General features: G+C 71.2%; 16 protein-coding genes. 7 read left to right on the top strand and 9 right to left on the bottom strand.

All coding sequences use genetic code 11. The annotated features are described in order from the left end of the window. Window positions 1-45: 45 nt before the first annotated feature. The gene (locus BSP109_RS09445; RefSeq protein ID WP_101600214.1) at window positions 46-2,538 is read right to left on the bottom strand and encodes an immunoglobulin-like domain-containing protein; all 2,493 of its coding nucleotides are present in this window, start codon (window positions 2,536-2,538) and stop codon (window positions 46-48) included. Window positions 2,539-2,849: 311 nt separating this feature from the next. On the opposite strand from BSP109_RS09445, the gene hutI reads away from it, so the two are divergent. The 5 genes from hutI to BSP109_RS09410 all read left to right on the top strand — a co-directional run bounded on the left by hutI (window position 2,850) and on the right by BSP109_RS09410 (window position 9,869). After that, a complete protein-coding gene (gene hutI / locus BSP109_RS09440) occupies window positions 2,850-4,037 on the top strand; it encodes an imidazolonepropionase (protein WP_101600212.1) in 1,188 nt (395 codons plus the stop codon). Between the two features lie 113 nt (window positions 4,038-4,150). Beyond that, window positions 4,151-5,839 carry a histidine ammonia-lyase gene (gene hutH, locus BSP109_RS09435; RefSeq protein ID WP_101600210.1) on the top strand — a complete coding sequence of 563 codons (1,689 nt, stop codon included), beginning with the start codon at window positions 4,151-4,153 and terminating at the stop codon, window positions 5,837-5,839. Between the two features lie 63 nt (window positions 5,840-5,902). Beyond that, window positions 5,903-7,186: an allantoate amidohydrolase gene (locus BSP109_RS09430; protein ID WP_101600209.1), complete on the top strand. Its 1,284-nt coding sequence runs from the start codon at window positions 5,903-5,905 to the stop codon at window positions 7,184-7,186. Then, window positions 7,183-9,012 carry an amidohydrolase family protein gene (locus tag BSP109_RS17715; protein WP_374700152.1) on the top strand — a complete coding sequence of 610 codons (1,830 nt, stop codon included), beginning with the start codon at window positions 7,183-7,185 and terminating at the stop codon, window positions 9,010-9,012. Before BSP109_RS09430 ends, BSP109_RS17715 begins: the two co-directional genes overlap by 4 nt. Then, on the top strand, window positions 9,009-9,869 hold the full coding sequence (locus BSP109_RS09410; protein WP_101600207.1) for an IclR family transcriptional regulator: 861 nt from the start codon (window positions 9,009-9,011) through the stop codon (window positions 9,867-9,869). Before BSP109_RS17715 ends, BSP109_RS09410 begins: the two co-directional genes overlap by 4 nt. Before the next feature lie 68 nt (window positions 9,870-9,937). On the opposite strand, the gene BSP109_RS09405 is transcribed toward BSP109_RS09410, so the two are convergent. The 7 genes from BSP109_RS09405 to BSP109_RS09375 form a co-directional block, all read right to left on the bottom strand. Beyond that, on the bottom strand, window positions 9,938-10,525 hold the full coding sequence (locus BSP109_RS09405; RefSeq protein ID WP_180959680.1) for an HdeD family acid-resistance protein: 588 nt from the start codon (window positions 10,523-10,525) through the stop codon (window positions 9,938-9,940). Window positions 10,526-10,726: 201 nt separating this feature from the next. Beyond that, window positions 10,727-11,470 (bottom strand): HdeD family acid-resistance protein, encoded by a 744-nt coding sequence (locus BSP109_RS17905; protein ID WP_101600204.1) that lies wholly within the window; start codon window positions 11,468-11,470, stop codon window positions 10,727-10,729. Next, the gene (locus BSP109_RS09395) at window positions 11,467-12,432 is read right to left on the bottom strand and encodes a glutamate racemase (protein WP_257944632.1); all 966 of its coding nucleotides are present in this window, start codon (window positions 12,430-12,432) and stop codon (window positions 11,467-11,469) included. Before BSP109_RS09395 ends, BSP109_RS17905 begins: the two co-directional genes overlap by 4 nt. Next, window positions 12,429-13,112 (bottom strand): HAD domain-containing protein, encoded by a 684-nt coding sequence (locus tag BSP109_RS09390; RefSeq protein ID WP_101600202.1) that lies wholly within the window; start codon window positions 13,110-13,112, stop codon window positions 12,429-12,431. Before BSP109_RS09390 ends, BSP109_RS09395 begins: the two co-directional genes overlap by 4 nt. 145 nt (window positions 13,113-13,257) lie before the next feature. Next, a complete protein-coding gene (locus BSP109_RS09385; protein WP_101600199.1) occupies window positions 13,258-13,761 on the bottom strand; it encodes a hypothetical protein in 504 nt (167 codons plus the stop codon). 2 nt (window positions 13,762-13,763) lie between these two features. After that, window positions 13,764-14,975 (bottom strand): serine hydrolase, encoded by a 1,212-nt coding sequence (locus BSP109_RS09380; RefSeq protein ID WP_101600198.1) that lies wholly within the window; start codon window positions 14,973-14,975, stop codon window positions 13,764-13,766. A gap of 71 nt (window positions 14,976-15,046) precedes the next feature. Then, on the bottom strand, window positions 15,047-15,676 hold the full coding sequence (locus BSP109_RS09375; protein ID WP_101600196.1) for a helix-turn-helix transcriptional regulator: 630 nt from the start codon (window positions 15,674-15,676) through the stop codon (window positions 15,047-15,049). A gap of 125 nt (window positions 15,677-15,801) precedes the next feature. Between BSP109_RS09375 and BSP109_RS09370 the strand changes: the two genes are divergently transcribed. Further along, window positions 15,802-17,352 (top strand): NAD(P)/FAD-dependent oxidoreductase, encoded by a 1,551-nt coding sequence (locus tag BSP109_RS09370; RefSeq protein ID WP_101600195.1) that lies wholly within the window; start codon window positions 15,802-15,804, stop codon window positions 17,350-17,352. Between the two features lie 9 nt (window positions 17,353-17,361). On the opposite strand, the gene BSP109_RS17285 is transcribed toward BSP109_RS09370, so the two are convergent. Next, window positions 17,362-17,820, bottom strand: coding sequence for a thioesterase family protein (locus BSP109_RS17285; protein WP_180959679.1), 459 nt, complete (start codon window positions 17,818-17,820; stop codon window positions 17,362-17,364). Window positions 17,821-18,030: 210 nt separating this feature from the next. Between BSP109_RS17285 and BSP109_RS09360 the strand changes: the two genes are divergently transcribed. After that, the gene (locus BSP109_RS09360) at window positions 18,031-19,335 is read left to right on the top strand and encodes a CaiB/BaiF CoA-transferase family protein (protein WP_101600191.1); all 1,305 of its coding nucleotides are present in this window, start codon (window positions 18,031-18,033) and stop codon (window positions 19,333-19,335) included. Window position 19,336 lies beyond the last annotated feature (1 nt).

The raw sequence follows: 19,336 nt of genomic DNA, 5'->3' as shown, positions 1-19,336 counted from the left end.
CGGGCGCACACAGAGGCGGGGGCTCAGCCGGCGCTCAGTGCCGGATCATGCCTTCCTGCGGCGCGAGGCGACGAGCGCTGCAATGCCCGCGCCCAGCAGGGTCACGCCGGCGCCGAGGCCCGCAAGGGTCGTACCGGTGCGCGGGAGCTTCCCGTCGTCGCCCCGGTCGTACTCGTCGTCCTGGCCGCCGCGGGGAGCGTCATCGCCGTCATCGCCCCGGCCGTCGTCATCCTGACCGCCGTCCCCCTGGCCGTCGTCATCCCGGTCCTCGTCTGAGTCGTCGTCGCGCGGATCGTCGGACGGGCCATCCGAGGGCCCGTCGGTGGGATCGCCCGTGGGCTCACCCGTCGGGTCCTCGGAGGGGTCTCCCGAGGGATCCTCGGTCGGGTCGTCGGTCGGCTCCGGTGCGGGGGCCTCGGCGACGGTGATGGTCCGGGTCGCAGTTCCCTCGTTCCCGGCGGTGTCCGTCGCGCTGTAGGTGAGCTCGTACGTCCCGGCGGCACCGGTGTCGACCGTTCCGTCGACCGTGATGCCCTCGTCCGTCAGCTCTCCGCACTCGTCGGACGCCTCGACGCCCTCCATCGGATCGAACTCGTCTCCCACCGTCAGCTCCGTGTCGCCCGGGGTCTCGATCTCCGGCGCCGTCCGGTCCTTGACCAGCTCGACCTTGTCGATCTCCTCGCCGTTGTCCACACGCACGGACGTCGTCGTGATCGAGCACTCGCCCACCTCGACGTTCGCCGTCGTGGGTGTGCGGGACTGGTCGCGCACCGCCGTCCAGGGGGTGGTCGACTCCGGCACGAGGTCGTAGTACTTGCTGCCGGACGACGAGTTCGCAGTGATGTACATCAGCTCGTTGCCCTCAGGATGGACCTGGTCATGGCCCTCCGGCGCCTGCGTCGTCTCCTCGCTGGACACCTCCGTGCCGTCCATCAGGTGCGTGCGCGCGTACGTGTGGTCGTGACCGGCGAGCACCATGTCGATGCCCTCGATATCCGCGAGGACCGGCGCGAACTCCTCGCGGATCTCCCGCCCGTCCGTGTGCGCGTGGATGCCGGCGCTGTAGATCGAGCGGTGGAAGGTGAGGATCGTCCAGCTGGTCTCGTCACCCTGCTCCGCGATCGTCTGCTCGATGAACTCGCGGTGCGACTCGAAGTCGCGGTTCTCCGTCGATATGTTGAGGTGCAGGACGTCGTTCTGCGTGAACCAGTAGTTGCCGCCGGTGGGGTCGCCCTCCCACTGGTTGGGCAGGTTGAAGTGCTGGCCGAACAGCGCCTGCGGCTGGTTGCCGTCGTAGTCGTGGTTGCCCAGCGTCTGCGCCGACGTCTGCGTGCGCATCTGCTCCGGCTCGAGGTAGGCCTGGTACTCGTCCGGATTGCCGGAGCCCGTCTCGATCTGATCGCCGGCGGACAAGAGGAAGTGCGAGTCGGGGAACATCTCATTCGTACGGTCGAGCGTGGTCTGCCAGCCGGCGCCGTCGCTCTCGATGTTGCCCGAGGAGCCGATCTGCGCATCGCCGATGAAAGTGAATTCGTGCTCGAGGTCCGCGTCGTGGTTCTGGAACTGCTGGACGTCGGACCAGCCGCCCTCCTCACTGCCCACGCGGTACGAGTACCAGGTGCTGGGCTCAAGGCCGGTCACGGTGGAGTGCACGTAGTCGTTCGCGCCGTCGTCGGCGGTGCCGCGCTCCGTCTGCTCGAAGGTCTGCGCGTTGCCCGGCAGGGTCTCGTGCTGCCCCGCAGCGATCTGGACGGACTCGTCGACGCCGGAATCGGTGAACCAGGACAGGTTCCGCTCGGACTGATCCGATCCCACACCCAGGAGGATCGACGACTGGCCGACCTTCCCCGGCTCCGGTTCGAGCGCGAGGTCCTTGAAATCGAAGTACAGGTCGGAGCTCGTGGCCCGGCCCTGGTGCAGCTGGACGGCGATCGTGTTCTCGCCGGGCTCCAGGACCTCCGGGTCGATCGCGAAGGTGCCTTCCTGCGGAGCGGACCGGTTCGACCCGCCGTACTGCATGTTCCGGCGCTCGCCCTCGGACGGGTAGTCGATTCCGTCATCGTCGAAGCCTGCGACGCGCTCGCCGTTGACGTAGACGGTCGCCGCGTCGTCGGACTGCAGGGCCCCGGCGAGCTGGCCGGCGTCCTGCAGGTCCTCGGCATCGACCGTGATGTTCGTGCGGAAGAAGAAGGCCTCAGTATTCGGCGCGCCCTCGCCGTCCTTGTACTGCTGGAGCAGGTTGTCCGGAGTGAAGCCGCCGTTGAGCTCGTCGAGTTCGCCGCGGAGTGCACCGAACGACCCGGTAGCGGACTCCCATGCTGAGTCGTCGAAGGACGCGTCGGTCCAGTCTGTGCGCTCGGGCAGGCCGTCGGCGGGGTCCGTGTCGTCGTCCAGGTAGCTCCACTCGGCCTCGCCGCTCACCAGCAGGTTCGTCGGGGAGACGGTATCGGACGGTGAGGCGAAGGCGGAGGTGGCGGCCGCCGGGCTCAGGAGTGTGAGTGCTGCCGTGGCGGCGAACAACCTGGTCAGATGCTTCATGGGGGTCCTTCACGGAAGTGGGGCTGTGCCCGCACGACGCTATGGGGACGGAGTTTCCTGAGGGTTACCCGAAAGTGAAGCTGGAGGGTGCTGAGTGTGGAGCGCACGCAAAGGGTCTGGGTGTGGAGCGTTGAGGGCGAAGCCGACGGAACGACGCGACGTCTCGTCCGAAATATCGGACAGCGCTTTCCTCGGATCCCGTTCCAGCCGGCTCCTACGCGCGCATACTGGCTTCACATCACGTCGGCGATCGCGCCCGCCGCCGTGCACCGCCCCGCCCACCGCCCTGCACACAGCCAGGAGGAGCCACGATGAACACCCGCATCACCGGCATCGCAGAGCTGGTCACGAACGACCCCGCCCACGCGCACCATACGGACCCAGGCGATCGGCTGGGCATCGTGCACGACGCCGTCCTCATCGTCGCGGACGGTCACGTCGTCTTCGCAGGCCTCGCCGCCGATGCCCCGTCCGCCTCATCGGACGACCTCACCGTCGACGTCGCGGGCCGTTCCGTCATCCCCGGCTTCGTCGACAGCCACAACCACCTCGTCTTCGCCGGCGACAGGACGGAGGAGTTCGCCGCCCGGATGTCCGGACAGTCCTACTCCGCCGGCGGCATCCGCACGACGATGAACGCCACGCGTGCAGCCACCGACGCACAGCTCGAAGCGAACCTCGTCCACCTCGTCGACCAGGCGCGGCGCCAGGGCACGACCACACTGGAGATCAAGACCGGCTACGGGCTCACGGTCTCCGACGAGCTGCGCGGCCTGGAGATCATCGCCCGCCACACCAGCGAGGCCACCCTGCTCGCCGCCCACATCGTCCCGCCCGAATACGAGGACGACCCGGACGGGTACGTCGACCTCATCGTCGAGGAGATCATTCCGCGGGCAGACGCGGCGAAGTGGATCGACGTCTTCTGCGACCGCGGGGCCTTCACGCTTAAGCAGACGGAGCGCATCCTCACCGCCGGGAAGACCGCGGGCCTCCTGCCGCGCGTCCACGCGAACCAGCTCGACCACGGTGACGGACTGCAGCTCGCCGCCCGGACCGGCTGCGCCTCCGCCGACCACGCGACGCACGCGACGGACGAGGACCTCGCCGCACTCGCCGACGCCGGCACCGTCGCCACCCTGCTGCCCGGCGCGGAATTCTCCACCAGAGCGGTCTACCCGGACGCCCGCCGCTTCGTCGCGGCCGGCGTGCACCTGGCACTGGCCACCGACTGCAACCCCGGGTCGAGCTTCACGAACTCCATGCCGTTCTGCCTCGCCGTCGCCGTCCGCGACATGCACTTCACCCCCGCCCAGGCACTGCACGCGGCGACGGCGGGCGGCGCCCGCGCACTCCACCGCACGGACGTCGGCCACCTGGCCCCGGGCGCCCGCGCAGACTTCGCGATCCTCGACGCTCCGTCCTACGTGCAGCTGATGTACCGGCCCGGAGTCCCACTGGTGCAGCGCGTCTTCGTCGCCGGCGAAGAGGCGCAGTGACCGCACCGCACTGACCACCGCCCAGATCTTCTCCACCTCGCACCCCTCCCGTTCCGCGTCCACATGGGCGACGATGGACCTGAGGGGATCCCCATCCGCCGCAAGGAGGCTCCATGACCGACACTCCCACCCCTCGCACCCGCGCCGCCGCCGGGACCGGTCCCCGCGACCGGACCGGCACCTCGGCGCCGGCAGCCGTCGCACTGGACCCGGAGGCGCTGAGCTTCGCGGATGTCGTCGCCGTCGCGCGCCATGGCGCACGCGTAAAGATCCCGACCGAGGTGCTGGACTCCGTCGCCGACGCCCGTGACGCCGTAGACGCCCTCGCCACCGCGGATCGTCCGGTCTACGGCGTGTCCACCGGGTTCGGCGCGCTCGCCCAGCGCCACATCCCCCACGACCTGCGCACGCAGCTGCAGAAGTCGCTCATCCGCTCGCATGCCGCCGGTGTCGGCGCACCCGTCGAGCCCGAGGTCGTCCGCGCCCTCATGCTCCTGCGCGCCCGCACGCTCGCGACCGGCCGCACCGGCGTGCGCACGGAGACGTTCGAGACCTACGTCGCCCTGCTCAACGCGGGCATCACCCCCGTGGTCCACGAGTACGGGTCGCTGGGCTGCTCGGGGGACCTCGCGCCGCTGTCCGCCTGCGCGCTGGTCCTCATGGGCGAGGGCGAGGTCCACGGGCCGCCGGCCGACGACGGCACCCCCACCGCGCCCGTCCCCGCCGCCGAGGCCCTGGCGGCTGCCGGGATCGCCCCCGTCGAACTTCGGGAGAAGGAGGGCCTCGCGCTGGTCAACGGCACCGACGGGATGCTCGGCATGCTGATCCTCGCCCTGCACGACATCGACGTCGTCCTCACGACGGTCGACGTCACCGCCGCCATGAGCGTCGAAGGGCTGCTCGGCACGGACCGTGTCTTCCAGCCGGACCTCCACCACCCGCTGCGCCCCCATCCGGGGCAGGCCGAGGCCGCGGCGAACATGCTCACGACGCTCACGGACTCCGGCATCGTCGCGAGCCACCGCGACTCGACGCACCTCGTCCAGGACGCGTACTCCCTGCGCTGCGCTCCGCAGGTCAACGGAGCCGCCCGTGACGCGGTGTCCTTCGCTGCGCAGACGGCTTCCCGCGAACTGCGCGCGGCGATCGACAACCCCGTCGTCCTGCCCGACGGCACGGTGTCCTCCAACGGGAACTTCCACGGTGCGCCCCTTGCATACGCGCTCGACTTCCTGGCGGTCGTGCTGGCCGATGTCGCCTCGATGGCTGAGCGCCGCACCGACCGCTTCATGGATACGTCCCGCAACCAGGATCTGACCCCGTTCCTCGCGGACGACCCCGGCGTGGACTCCGGACTCATGATCGCGCACTACACGCAGGCCGGAGCCGTGTCGGAGATGAAGCGCCTCGCCGCGCCCGCGAGCGTCGACTCGATCCCGTCCTCGGCGATGCAGGAGGACCACGTGTCGATGGGCTGGGCCGCGGCACGCAAGCTGCGCCGCTCTGTCGACGCGTTCGCGAACGTCGTCGGGATCGAGCTCTACGCCGCCTCCCGCGGAGTGGAGCTGCGCGACGAGGATCCGTCGCCGGTCTCCACCGCCGTGCTCGAGCGGCTGCGGCCCGAAGTCCCCGGGCCGGGCCCGGACCGCTTCCTCAGCCCGGAGCTCGAGGCGACGATCGCGCTGGTCAGATCCGGTGAGATCCTCGCCGCGGCTGATGCTGCGGCCCACCTCGTGCGTGTGCTCCCCGAATTCGCCGTACCGGATGGCCCGACCACGTCCGCATCCCCGACCACCCCCTGAGGACCACCGACCCGACCCGACCCGACCCGCACACCCGCTTCACCGCACTGGAGGAGGATCACCATGACGGACGTCGTCTCCCTGCTGGCCCAGATCACGGACACCGGCCGAGACCCCCGCGGCCCCGGCTACCTGCGCCCCGGCTTCAGTCGTGTGGAGCACGATCTGCGCGAATGGTTCGTCGCGGAGGCGGAGTCCCGCGGACTCGACGTGGAGGTGGACCACAACGGCATCACGTGGGCGTGGGCGACCCCGCCGGGCGAGAACGCGGTCGTGACCGGCTCCCACCTGGACTCGGTGCCCGGCGGCGGTGAGTTCGACGGCCCGCTGGGTGTGGCCTCGGCGCTCGCGGCCATCGACGAGCTGCGCGAGTCGGGCAGGCTCGCACGGGCCGGCCGTCCGCTCGCGATCGCGGTGTTCCCGGAGGAGGAGGGGTCCAGGTTCGGCATCTCCTGCCTCGGATCGCGCCTGCTCACGGGGGCTGTCGGGCCGAAGCGCGCGCTCGCGATGACCGACGACCGCGGCGACACGTTCGCCGAGGTCCTCACCCGCCACGGCCTGGACCCCCAGAGGGTCGGCAGGGACCACGAGAGACTGAGGCGCATCGGCTCGTTCCTCGAACTGCACGTCGAGCAGGGCGTGGGACTGATCAACACGGATCAGCCGGTCGCGGTGGGGTCGTCGATCCTCGGGCACGGCCGCTGGCACATCCGCTTCGAGGGGCAGGGCAACCATGCGGGCACGACCCCCATGGCGCGCCGAGCGGACCCGGTCGTCGCTGCGGCACGCATCATCGGAGACATCCCGACGATCGTCAGCCGCTTCGACGGGGCGGTGGCGACGGTCGGCCGTACGCGGGTGCACCCGGGCGGGACGAACGCCATCGCCTCCGCGATGGACGTGTGGCTCGATATCCGCCACCCCGATGACGAGGTCGTGCAGGACGTCCTCGAGGAGATCGCCGCGCGCGCCCGCGACCGAGCCTCCGGCGCCGGATACCGGGGCCAGGAGGTCTCGCTCACCGTCGACCAGGAGTCGTATTCGCCGACGACCCACTTCCACGCGGACTTCACCCGGAGGCTGTCCGCGCTGCTCCCGGAGGCGCCGCTGCAGTCGACGGGTGCGGGTCATGACGCGGGCATCCTCGCCGCGCACGTGCCGTCCGCGATGCTGTTCGTCCGCAACCCCACCGGGGTGTCCCACGCGGCGGAGGAGGCCTGCGAGGACGACGACGCGCGCGCCGGCGTGCGCGCCCTCGCCGACGCACTCGCGATGGAGCTGGGAGTGGAGGAGCCGGGAGTGGAGGAGCCGGCGCCCGAGGCCAAGGGAGTCGAGGGCCGGTCGTGACGTCGGCACGGCGTGAGATCTCGGTACTGGGGGAAGCCTCGGTGCCGGCCGGGGCCTCGGCCTTCTGGTGCGAGCGCGCCTGGGTGGACGGCGCTGTCCGCGACGGAGTGCTGCTGCGGGTCGATGAGGCGGGAGTGCTCACGGAGGTGCGGGTCGGGGTCACCACCGCCGAGGCCGCAGAGGGGTCTCCGGACGGAGGGCCTCCGAACGGAGGGTTTCTGGACGGAGGGTCTCCGAACGGAGAGCCTCCGGACGGAGTCGCTTCCGCAGGGGGCACCGGTTCTGGGATCACCGCGGATGATTCCGGTGCGTCCGTCCACCACCTGTCCGGGGTCGTGTTCCCGGGTGGGGTGAACGCGCACTCCCATGCGTTCCACCGGATGCTGCGGGGCCGCACCCACGCGGACGGCGGGACCTTCTGGACATGGCGCGAGGTCATGTACGACGTGGCCGAGCGGCTCACTCCGGAGTCGTATCGCGTGGTGGCGCGGGCGGTGTTCGCGGAGATGCTCGCCGGCGGATGGACGAGCGTGGGCGAATTCCACTACGTCCACCACGCCCCGGACGGCGAGCCGTACGGGCAGGGAGACTCAACCGGCGCGGCATCTGAGCGGACGGGTGAACAGCAGGAGACGGGGGCCTCGAGTGAGGGAGCCGTCGGTCATGGTGGAGGCTCTGGCCACGCAGGGGGCGCACACGCGATGGAGCTGGCGCTCGCCGCAGCCGCGGACGACGTCGGCATCCGCATGCGCCTCCTCGACACCTGCTACCTCACCGGCGCGATCGGGGAGGAGCTCTCCGACGAGCAGGCCCGGTTCGGCGACTGCGACATCGACGGCTACCTCCGCAGGCACGCCGACCTCGCGGCCGCCCTCTCCGCTCGCGACCCCGCAGATCCCCGAGACACCGGTTACCGGTATGAAACACCGGTGCACAGCGCGGTGTTTCGAACCGGTAACCGGCGTTTCGCAGGGGAGGGCGCCGGCCACGTGGGGGAGAGTGTCGCCCACATGGGTGAGGATGCCGCCCACGCAGGTAACGACACCGCCCACGCAGGTGACGACACCGCCCACGCGGGGTCGGCTACCCGCCTCGTCACCCTCGGGGCCGCGATCCACTCCGTGCGCGCCGTGCCGGCAGCGGACATCGCCCGCTTCCGCGACCTTGGCGGTCCCATCCACATCCACCTCTCCGAGCAGCCCGCGGAGAACGACGCGAGCCTCGCCGCATGCGGCCGCACGCCCACCGGAGTGCTGGAGGACGCCGGCGTCCTGAGCCCCGCCCTGTCGCCCGTCCACGCCACGCACCTGACGGACGGCGACATCGCGGCGCTCGGTGCAGCGGGCACGACGATCGTCATGTGCCCCTCCACGGAGGCGGACCTGGCGGATGGGATCGGCCCCGCGCTCGACCTCGCGCGCGCAGGCGCCACGATCGCTCTGGGATCCGACCAACACGTGGTGCTCGACGCGCTGCGGGAGCTGCAGGGCCTGGAGGCGGGCGAGAGGCTGCGCTCCGGACAGCGCGGCCGCTTCACCCCCGCCCAGCTGATCGACGCGCTGACGACCGGGGGCGCACGCAGCCTGGACCTCCCCGCAGGATCGTTCGAGGTGGGCCGTGTGTGCGACCTCGTCGCGGTGGACCCGGCCAGCTCTCGGACCCACGGGTCGGTGGGGGAGCAGGTGGTGCTGGCGGGGACCTCGGCGGATGTCCGCACGGTCGTCACCGCCGGGCAGGTGCGGGTGCGCGACGGCCACCACACGACGCTCGGCGACATCGGTGCGCTCTACCGCGACGCGTACGCAGCACTGGGGCTGGACACATGAGCGCCGAGGTCCCCGCGCTGCGCCGCGGTGTCGCCATCCTGCGGCAGCTGTCCGCGTCCAACCGGGCAGTGAGCGCCGGGACGCTCGTGCGGCTGCTCGATCTGCCGCGGTCCACGGTGTACGACCTGCTGGGCGTGCTCGAGGAACTCGGCATGGTCCACCGGGTCGAGGCCGGCTACGTCCTGGGTCCGGGCGTCCACGAGCTGGGTGCCTCCTACCTGCGGACGAACCCGCTGCAGAACCTCGCGGCGCCCCTGGTGCGGCGGCTTGCGGAGGAGACCGGCGGCACGGCGCAGCTGGCCGTCCTGCGCGGGTGGGAGACGGTGTACCTGCTGAAGGAGAGCTCGTCTAAGTCCCTGGCCCTCATCACCGCGGCCGGCGTCCGGCTGCCCGGCTACCTCACGGCCACGGGGCGCGCGATCATGGCCCATCTGCCCAAGCCGGAGCTGCTCGCCGCGCTGCAGGGCGAGGCCGAGTTCGTGAACCGGACGGGGCGCGGGCCGCGGACGTTCTCGCAGCTGAGCGCCGAGCTGTCGCTGACCCGCCGGCGCGGGTACGCCGAGGAGGACGGCGAGGTCACTCCCGGCGTCCTGACCATCGCGGTTCCGGTGTTCGACGTGCTGGAGAGGCCCATCGCTGCGGTCGGCGTGAGCGTGGCCACGGAGGTGGACGGGACGGCGAAGGCGGATGGGACGGCGAAGGCTGACGGGACAGCGAAGGCGACTGCCGCCGAGGCGGTGGAGACGGACCGAGCACACGCCGCCGTCAGCGCTGCGGATCCGTACACCGGCGCTGTGCTGTCGTCCGTCCAGTCCGTCCGCCGGACGGCCGAGGCCCTCACCGCACGTCTGCGGTGAGGGCCTCGCACAGGGTCGGCATCACACCGGACTGCGGCTCGCGGCCGATCTCCCGGGTCAGGTGAGGATCACGCAGTCTTCGCGCGGCGCATGCGGATGCCGAGGACGATCTCTGCGATGCCGTCCGCCACGGCGAAGATGCCCAGCGCCCAGATGAAGCCGAGGAAGGCGCTCGCCGGGCTTACGACGAAGACGATGCCCACGATGATCCCGACGATGCCGTTGAGGAGCATGACCCACCAGTGCTTGGCGCCCATCTTCTTGAGGGAGAACGCGCCGGCGATGGCGAAGGCACCGACGACGAAGGCCCATGCCCCCACGAGCAGTGCGAGTGCCAGCACCGTGCTGCTGGGGAGGAAGATCGCGATGATGCCGACGACGATCGAGAGGATCGCGGCGACCAGCACCCATGCGCTGCGGTGCTCCTTGTCGCGCTGGAAGTGGCTGATGAGCGAGACGATGCCGTTGACCACGAGCCACGCGGCGAAGAAGATCGCGACCACGAACGCGGAGGCCATCGGCATGAGCAGGAACAGGACGCCCATGAGGATGCTGAGCACGCCCTGGACGATGAGGGCGGTGCGCGCGCCCTTCCTCAACTGGTCGTAGGGAAGGGGTGCTGCGCCGAGCCCCGGACTCTGCTGCTGCGTGCTCATCGACTCTCCTTGCTTCTGACGATCGGTTGTGGTCAGTCCGTCACCAGGAACAACGTGCTCGTCAGATGTTCTATTCCTCATTCGCTCTGCGAGCGTCCTGTGAAGTCCTGTGACGACACCGGTGCGTTCGCCGGTCGCCGGAGCACTCGCCGGTCGCCGGAGCACTCGCCGGTCGCCGGAGCACTCGCCGACCAGGCGCAGTCAGACCTCTTCGCCGGGGATGACGTCGTCGTCGCGTCCACCGCGCCCAGGACCGCCGTGACCGGGAGCGCCCCGACCCGGACCGCTTGCACCGGGACCGCCGAATCCGGGCATTCCCGGCGTGCCCTGCCCCGTGCCGCCGGGTGAGCCGCCGGGTGCGCCGACCCCCGGAGTGTGGATCGCCAGCTTCCCGATCCGCCAGCCGAGCATCATGATGGCGACGCCGATGACGATGAGCAGCACGCCCAGCGCCCACAGGAGCCCGGTGAGCGCGGCGTCGACGTTGAACAGGGCGAGGAAGCCGTAGGCGACGGCCAGGACGCCGGCCAGCAGAGTGATCCACCAGCCCTTCACGCCCATGCGCCGCACACTCAGCGACAGTGCGACGGCCAGTCCGCCCACCAGCAGGGCCGCGAAGGCTGTGAGGAAGACGATCGTCGCGCCCGCGGCCTCGGGGATGAAGAGGAGCAGGATGCCGAGCGCCGCCGGCACCAGCGTGCCCAGCAGACTGCCCTGCTTGCGCACGACGGAGAAGATCGCCGACAGGATCGCCGATGCCAGCAGCCAGACCGCGAACACCAGGACGAACGCGGTCGCGGACTCTGTCGGCCAGACGAGGAAGAGCAGTCCCGCGACGATCGCGAAGCCGCCCTGGATCATGAACGACGTCCGCAGCCGGCCCAGCATCCGTGTGAGCACGTCCGGGTCTCCGGCGGAGTGGAATCCGCCGATCGGCATCGTCATGGTGTCTCCCTCTGAAGCAGTCGTCGTCCCGCGGTATACCCGTCCAACACCGCCGGCAGGCGACCTGATTCCCCGGACAGATACGTGGCGAGGACGCGGCCGGACCCGCCTGCCGCGGTACCTCCCGCCGCATAGCCCCCCGCCGCCGAGGTCGTCGTCACCGAGGTCGGTCCGCCACCGTCCGCTGCACGGTCTGCTCCCAACGCGAGGACGGGCAGGGGTGCGGTCGCGGTGCCCAATGGCACCGCCGCGACACCCGCGGCGTGCGTCGCCCGCACGCGGCGCAGCGTCTGTGCGGCGACGGCGTCGGGCGAGTCGAACAGCGTGAGGCCGGTGATGCCGCGCAGTGCCAGCGCATGCTGGATGCGATCCGCGACCAGTCCGTAGTGGGTGCAGCCCAGCACCACGGAGGCGACGTCCGTCGGGGTCTGGGCGGCGGCCTCGGCGATGGCGGCCTCGATCCGCTCCGGTGAGCCGGCATCGATCGCATCCGCGAGGCCCGTCGCCGCCACTCGCGTGACCGGCAGGTCCGCGGCGAAGGCGTCGATGAGGCGGCGCTGGTAGTCGCTGGCCGTCGTCGCATCCGTCGCCCACACCGCGAACGGGCGGTTCGTCGCGGCGGCCGGCTTGATCGCCGGGACCGTCCCGATGATGGGGATGCGCGGTTCGAACTGGGCGCGCAGCGCCCCGAGTGTGTGCACGCTGGCGGTGTTGCAGGCGACGACGATCGCGTCCGGTTCCCACTGCGCGAGCGAGCTCGCGGATGCCAGGACGACCTCCGTGAGCCGCTGCGCGGTCAGTGCCCCGTAGGGCCTGTTCGCGGGGTCCATCCCGAGGACCAGGTCCGTCGACGGCGCGCGGGTGAGCAGTGCGTCCGCGAACCCGATCAGGCCGAGGCCGGAATCGAGGAAGCCGATGCGCAGAGGGGAATCGTCCGTCCGTGGGGGAGGAGTGATGGTCACTGCGGGTCCTCCCGGTCGGTTCTACCGGCGGGTTCTTCGGTGGTCGCTGTGTCGGGCTCTGTGGCCTTCCCCGTGAGCAGGCGGGCGCGATCGGATCGGGCGGCCCGGCGGGCTGCGCGGCGCTCCCTGCGCGATCGCGGGTCCAGGAAGTCGCGGATCGTGCGGAGGTGGGAGGCCAGCAGCCCCTCGGAGAACGTCGGCGCGACCATGAGGAGGCGGTCGGGGTAATGCTCGGCGAAGTGCGCGCGGGTGACGGGCGCGGCGAGGTCGTCGTCGACCCAGACGGCGCGGCGGTCCGGATCGTCATCGAGCCACGCGCTCATGTGGATCGCCTTCCACCACACCTGCGGGTCGCCCGCGAACCGGTTGAAGGAGTCGTCCGGCATCGGCACCACGTCGAACGAGTGCCGGAATCTCAGCGCCGGCTCCAGCTCCCCGGTGCAGCGATGCGACCACGTCGACAGCCAGACGATGTCGACGTCGTGGGTCTCCACGAGGCGATCCAGCGCGCGGACGATCTGCGGGCGGTAGTGGAGCTCGAACGCCCAGGCGCGTGCTGTGCGGCGACGTTCCCGGAGGTATCGCGGACCTGCGACGGGATAGGAGTTGAGGACGCCGTCGACGTCGAGGAACAGAGTCGCGTGGCCGCGTGCCGCCTCGGTCGTGCCCGTTCCACTCACACTCCCAGACTACCGGCCACTCCTCGGTCAGGACTGTGATCCGGCACGCGTGCGGTCGTCCGGCGCCAGAGCTGACTTGTGTCAGAGCCGACGTGTGTCAGGGTCGTCCGGTGTCGGAGCCGACTTGTGTCGGGGCTGGCCGGAGTCAGAAGAAGAGCGGCGGGACGAACCAGACCGCGAGGACGACCAGTGCTGTGATGATCATGGCCCAGGGGAGCCCCACCGGCCGCATCCCGTGCGCCGTCACGACCGCACGCAGATCCTCCTCGCGCGCGGGGCCGGGCCAGAGCAGGGCGCACCGCCACATGGCGTAGCCCGCGATGAGGATGCCCACGACCCAGGTGAGCTGGAACCACCCGGGCAGGTCGAAGAGCAGGCGGGCCACGAGGAAGACCGTCAGGATTGCGAGCGGCACCCCCAGCAGCCCGTTGCGGGTGAGGGCACGTGCGACCTTCGCAGCGGCGAGGGAGCTGTGCTGCTGCGGTGGGACCTCGGCCTCGGCTGTCGACTGGGACCCACCCGCAGGCCCGCCCCCGAGGAGGGCCTCCACGGGACGCGTGCGGACGGGGCGCAGCGCCCACGCGACGGGTGCCAGCCAGCCCAGGAGGACGACCGTGCCGATGAGCGGGATGACGAGGCTCTGGAACATGGTCACTCCTCCGTGGTCGTGTCGTCGGCGGCTGCGTGAACGGCTTCGGGCGCGGCCTGCGCATCCGCTCCGCCCGCTCCGCCCGCGCCGTCGGGAGCTGTCGTGAGGTACCCGGCTGCGCCGTCGACCGACGTCTCCGTGTTCGACAGGACGACGACCGCCCGGCCGTCCGGTGAGTACCCCGCATAGGACCGGAAGCCGCCCGTCCCGCCGTTGTGCCACGTGATGTCCGTGCCGTCGAGGGGCGTGACGTGCCAGGCGTAGCAGATCGACCCTCCGTCCTCCAGCTCCGTGCGCGGTTCGACGGCATCGGCGCCCGGAGCGTCTCCGTCGGCGACTGCCTGCATCCAGATCGCCATGTCATGTGCAGTGGAGCGGATGGAGCCGGACGGCGCCTCGGCGCCCAGCGTCCACGGGCCGGTGCGCAGCCCGGAGTTCGTGAACCCCGCCGGAGCATCGGCCGGAAGGTCCGCGGGCGACTCCGGGACGATCGTCTCCTCCATGCCGAGAGGTTCCAGGAGGCGGTCGTGGACCAGCTGCGGATACTCGGTGCCGGCTGCGCGGGCGACCGCGTGCCCCAGCAGGGCGACGCCGGTGTTCGAGTACACGTACGTGCCGGGGTCCGTGTCGAAGCCCTGCGCGCGCTCGAGGAGCGACGGCAGGTCCTCGGAATACGGGTCCAGTCGCAGGTAGACCTTCCACATCTGTGTGATCGGGGCGCTGTCGACGGATTTCGGCAGCCCTGTGTGCTGGGTCGCCAGCTGCTCCATCGTGAGGTCCCCCGCCGAGGTCCCCTCCAGCTCCGCGAACACCTCGCCGAGCGTGGTCTCCGCCGTCAGCTCGCCGCGCTCGATCGCGTCGGAGAGCAGGGCGGCCGTGAAGGTCTTCGTGATCGATCCGATCTCGAACTGGTCGTGCTCATCGGCGCCCCACCCGGTGAAGCGGACGGTGCCGTCGGGCTCGATCGCCGCGGCGGAGACATCGCGCATGTAACCCGAGTCCAGGAACGGTTCGAGCTCCGCCGCCAGGTGCGCGTCGCCTGAGGGTGCGGTGGTGAGACCGCGCTCCCACGGGGTGAACGCCGCGAGGGCGACCATCGAGGCGACCGCGACGCCCGCGGCGACGACGCGTCGGGAAGACGGGCGATGCGCTGTGCGGGGAGGTCGTGCGCTCGGTGGAGGCGCCGGCTTCGGGGGAGCGGGCGATGTGTGCATGGTGCGTCTCTTCCTGAAGAGGCGGGCAGAGGTGGAGTAGCCGGGATGGGCAGGTGGGCAGGTGGTGACTGTTACGTGGTCGCTGCCATGACGAGGGCCAGGAGCGGGATGGTGCGCTCGCCGGGGACCTCCCAGCGGCCTCGGCGGGGCGATCGCAGCCAGCCGGCGGAGGAGAGCTGATTGAGGTGGTGGTAGACCTGTCCGCTCGTGCCCAGGCCCGGCAGAGCAGCGAGGTCTGCGGTCGCGTGCGTGCCGGTGAGCACGGCCTGCAGCAGCGCGAGGCGCACGGGGTGGGCCAGCGCGCTGAGGGCGGGCGCGGCGTCGGCGAAGTCGCCGTCGAGCACCGTCTGCGTCGGCAGGCCATACTGCCAGCGGTAGCCGCCGCCGTCGGTGGACATCGTGCCGCCGTAGAGGACGACGTCATCGTCCGGGTAGCGATCCTCCAGGCCCGCGAGCACCCAGTAGGGGTCGTCATCGTCGGCCTGCCGGGCGGGATCGGGGGACGCGGGGCCGATGGCAGCGGTCTCCGACTCAGCGGTCTCTGCCGGTGTGTGGCCCGTCTGTTCGGGGCCCGGATCCGGAGGCGTGCGCTCGCTGTCCTCGCGGCGCTCCGCGCGCTCGCCCTCTTCTTCGAGACGACCCACGCGCGCCTCGAGTTCGGAGATCCGAGTGCGGAGTGCCTCGTCAGGGGGAGTGCTCATGCCTCCATAGTACGAAACTACGTAATTACGTCAATGACCTGATTTCGTGAAGGTGGAAGCCGCGAGGTCGAGATGCGGCGGCTCCGCAGCGCTGGTGTGCGCGACGGCCGCACTACGATGACGCCATGAGTGCCGGTCCTGCGTGTGACGTCGATGCGGTCATCGTCGGTTCCGGTCCCAATGGGCTCGCCGCCGCGGTCGTCCTGGCGCGGGCGGGTCTGTCCGTACTCGTCCTCGAGGCCGAATCGACGCTGGGCGGCGGCGCCCGCACCCTCGATCTGGGACTGGCGCCCGGTCTCACGCACGACCTCTGCTCCGCGGTGCATCCCCTGGCCGTCGCGAGCCCGTTCTTCCGCGAGTTCGACCTTCGCGGCCGCGGCGTCGAACTCGTCACCCCGGAGGTCTCCTACGGCCAGCCGTTCGGTACGGGACCGGCAGCGCTCGCCCACCGGGACCTCGGGCGCACGGCGGCCGGCCTGGGGCTCGACGGCCGCGCATGGGAGCGGTTCTTCCGCCCTCTGCTCGCCGCCCCGGACGCGATCGTCGCCGCAGCACTGGGCGACAAGCGTTCGCTGCCGCTCACGAGCGGTTCGAGTGGCCGGGGCGGCGTCGGCGTCCGTCGCGACGCCCCCGCCGGACCGCGCAGTGCCGATCGGCTCACCGCGATCCGCGCGCTGGGCTCCTTCGGCCTCCGCGTCGGGAGCGAGGGCACTGCCCTGTGGAACCTGCCGTGGCGCACCGAGGCGGCGAAGGCCCTGCTCACCGGGGTCGCGACCCACGCGATCGGACGCCAGCCCTCACTCACGACGGCCGGCACCGGCCTGCTGCTCGCCACGCTCGCCCATGGCGAGGGGTGGCCGATCCCCGTGGGTGGCTCGCAGGTGATCACCAACGCGCTCGTCGCAGACCTCACGGCCCACGGCGGAGAGGTCCGCACCGATGTCCGGGTCCGGTCCGTCGAGGACCTCCCGCCCGCCCGTGCAGTCCTCTTCGACACCACCGCCGAGGCCGCTGCCGCCGTCCTCGGCGACGCTCTCCCTGCGCGTGTGCGCCAGGGGCTGCGGGGCCTGGGGCACGGGCCGGGAGCGGCGAAGGTCGACCTGGTGATCGACGGGCCGATCCCGTGGGGCGATCCGCGCCTCGGCGATGCGGGGACCGTGCACGTCGGCGGGACGCGTGCGGAGATGGCCGCGGCGGAGGCGCAGGTCGTCGCCGGTCGGATGCCTGCCCGGCCCGTGGTCCTGGTCAGCGATCCGGGGCGGTTCGATCCGTCACGCGTGGTGGGCGGGCTGCGACCCGTGTGGGCCTACGCGCACGTGCCCGCCGACTGCCCGATCGACCCGACGCGGTTCGTGCTCGCACAGATCGAGCGGTTCGCCCCCGGCTTCCGGGAGCGGATCGTCGCGGTGCGGGGCACGCCCGCCAGCCGGATGGCGGAGCACAACGCGAACCTCGTCGGCGGGGACATCAGCGGCGGGCGGCTGGGGCTCGCCCGACTCGTCGCACGGCCGCGGTGGGCGTGGGAGACGAAGAGGCTTGCCGGGACCTCGGCGTACCTGTGCTCCGCGGCGACGACGCCTGGGCCCGGCGTCCACGGGATGGCCGGGTTCCATGCTGCCCGCGACGTGCTGGCGCAGCGGTTCGGGATGCGCGACGGAGTGTCGCTGGGGATGTGAGTCGTATGCTCAGCCCGCAGCCGCGGCGAGCGGTGCTGCGGAGACATCCATGACGTGTGCCGGGTCGAACGTGCCGAACTGGGAGAGGAACTCCCTGTCGACGTCAGGGATGCGCGTCGGCCGCTGGGTCTCACGATCGAGGATGACCATGACGTTGAGCCCGTCGAACACGACGGTCTCATCCTGGATGCCGCGGCACGTGATGGTGAACGAGGATCCGCCCACGCGGCCGATCCCCAGCTGCACCTGGAGTTCGGGGCCGTAGAGGACCGGCGTGCGGTAGTTGAGTTCGACGCGGGCCACCAGCTTGGGCGCGGCGATCGACTCGCGGTCGCGCATCGTGTTGAGCCAGTCGATGCGGGCCTGCTCGATGAGCGTGACGATGCGGGCGTTGTTCACATGTCCCAGCAGGTCGAGGTCCGACCAGCGGATCTGCGGGGTGGCGACGAAGGCGGGGAAAACGGTCACGGTGCGTCGGGTCTCCTGGGGTGAGGCGCAGCCTGGCTGAGCCGGCTGGTTCGGATGGGCTGGCTGGGATGGACTGTCGGATTGCACGGGCGAGGATCGGCATCGGCCGTCTTGCCCGCCGCTGAGCGGAAGTCTAGTGTCCAACTTAGCAATCGTTCGCCCAGTGCGTGTCACGGGCTGCGCCCGCAGCCTCTCGACGAAGGAGTCGTCATGACTGAACCCACCACCCCTCCGCTGCCGCTCGACGGGATCCGCATCATCGACCTCGGCGGGATCGGGCCGGGTCCGTTCGCCAGCATGGTGCTCGCAGACCTGGGCGCGGAGCTCATCCGCGTCCACCGTCCCCAGGAAGCCGCCGGCAACCGCAACGGAGTCGGCATGGACCCGGTGAACCCGGTGCTGGACCGAGGGAAGCGCTCGATCGTGCTCGACCTCAAATCCCCTGAGGGCGTCGACGCGGTGCGCCGCCTGGCGCGCACGGCGGACGGCGTGGTCGAAGGGTTCCGGCCCGGTGTCGCCGAGCGGATGGGCCTGGGCCCCGAGGACCTCATGACGGAGAACCCCGCACTCGTCTACGGACGCGTCACCGGTTGGGGGCAGACGGGCCCCGATTCCCACCGAGCCGGTCACGACATGAACTACATCGCGGGTTCCGGACTCCTCGCGCAGCTGGGACGCGCCGACGAGGCTCCGCAGTTCCCTGCGAACCTGGCCGGCGACTTCGGGGGCGGCGGCATGCAGCTGGCACTGGGCATCGTCGCCGCGCTGCTGCGGGCACGGACGTCCGGCACCGGCGCAGTCGTCGACGCCACGATGGGCGACGGGGCCAACCTGCTGTGGGCGATGCAGTTCGGATTCGAGGCGCAGGGGCTGTGGCGCGAGGGTCGCGGCCGCAACCTGCTGGACTCCGGCGCCCCGTTCTACGACGTGTACCGCACGGCCGACGACGACTTCGTGAGCGTCGGCTGCATCGAACCGCAGTTCTACGCGGAGTTCGTCGAGAAGATGGGGATCGCTGACCGCCTGCCCGCGATGAGCCCGGGGGAGCACCGGCACCCGAAGCACTGGGCCGCACAGCGCGCCGTCTTCACCGAGGCCATCGCGGCGCGGACGCGTGCCGAGCTGGACGAGCTGTTCGCGGGCTCTGACGCGTGCACGATGGGGATCCGGTCGTGGGCCGAGGCCGAGGCCGCCCCCCACAACGTCGCCCGTGACCTCTTCTATCGGGATGAGGCGGACGTCCGCCAGCCTGCACCGGCACCGCGCTTCGCGGACCTCGGCGGCGCGTCGTGGGCCGGGGGAGCAGAGGCTGGTGCTGAGGCGGGTACTGGTGCGAGTACCGAGACGGCTGCGGCCGGTGCGACTGAGGCCGGCACCGTGCGCGGCGGCGGCGAACCGTATGTGCAGCCGGCCCGTGCACCCCGCGTGGGCGAGCACACGGAGGAGCTGCTGGCCTCGGCCGGACTCACCGCTGACGAGATCACGGCGCTGAAGGCATCGACCGGCGCCGCCTGAC

It is taken from the genome of Brevibacterium sp. Mu109 (genome assembly GCF_900169375.1).
GTDB classification, from domain to species: Bacteria; Actinomycetota; Actinomycetes; order Actinomycetales; family Brevibacteriaceae; genus Brevibacterium; species Brevibacterium yomogidense_A.
This window is presented reverse-complemented; position numbering and strand designations above follow the sequence as displayed.

Excerpts from the sequence above, each read along its gene's own strand:
- BSP109_RS17905 (WP_101600204.1), bottom strand. The coding sequence starts at position 11,470 with ATGACGATGCCGATCGGCGGATTCCACTCCGCCGGAGACCCGGACGTG.
- hutH (WP_101600210.1), top strand. The coding sequence starts at position 4,151 with ATGACCGACACTCCCACCCCTCGCACCCGCGCCGCCGCCGGGACCGGT.
- BSP109_RS09360 (WP_101600191.1), top strand. The coding sequence starts at position 18,031 with ATGACTGAACCCACCACCCCTCCGCTGCCGCTCGACGGGATCCGCATC.
- BSP109_RS09430 (WP_101600209.1), top strand. The coding sequence starts at position 5,903 with ATGACGGACGTCGTCTCCCTGCTGGCCCAGATCACGGACACCGGCCGA.
- BSP109_RS09405 (WP_180959680.1), bottom strand. The coding sequence starts at position 10,525 with ATGAGCACGCAGCAGCAGAGTCCGGGGCTCGGCGCAGCACCCCTTCCC.
- BSP109_RS09445 (WP_101600214.1), bottom strand. The coding sequence starts at position 2,538 with ATGAAGCATCTGACCAGGTTGTTCGCCGCCACGGCAGCACTCACACTC.
- BSP109_RS09370 (WP_101600195.1), top strand. The coding sequence starts at position 15,802 with ATGAGTGCCGGTCCTGCGTGTGACGTCGATGCGGTCATCGTCGGTTCC.
- BSP109_RS09385 (WP_101600199.1), bottom strand. The coding sequence starts at position 13,761 with ATGTTCCAGAGCCTCGTCATCCCGCTCATCGGCACGGTCGTCCTCCTG.
- BSP109_RS09410 (WP_101600207.1), top strand. The coding sequence starts at position 9,009 with ATGAGCGCCGAGGTCCCCGCGCTGCGCCGCGGTGTCGCCATCCTGCGG.
- BSP109_RS09375 (WP_101600196.1), bottom strand. The coding sequence starts at position 15,676 with ATGAGCACTCCCCCTGACGAGGCACTCCGCACTCGGATCTCCGAACTC.
- BSP109_RS09380 (WP_101600198.1), bottom strand. The coding sequence starts at position 14,975 with ATGCACACATCGCCCGCTCCCCCGAAGCCGGCGCCTCCACCGAGCGCA.
- hutI (WP_101600212.1), top strand. The coding sequence starts at position 2,850 with ATGAACACCCGCATCACCGGCATCGCAGAGCTGGTCACGAACGACCCC.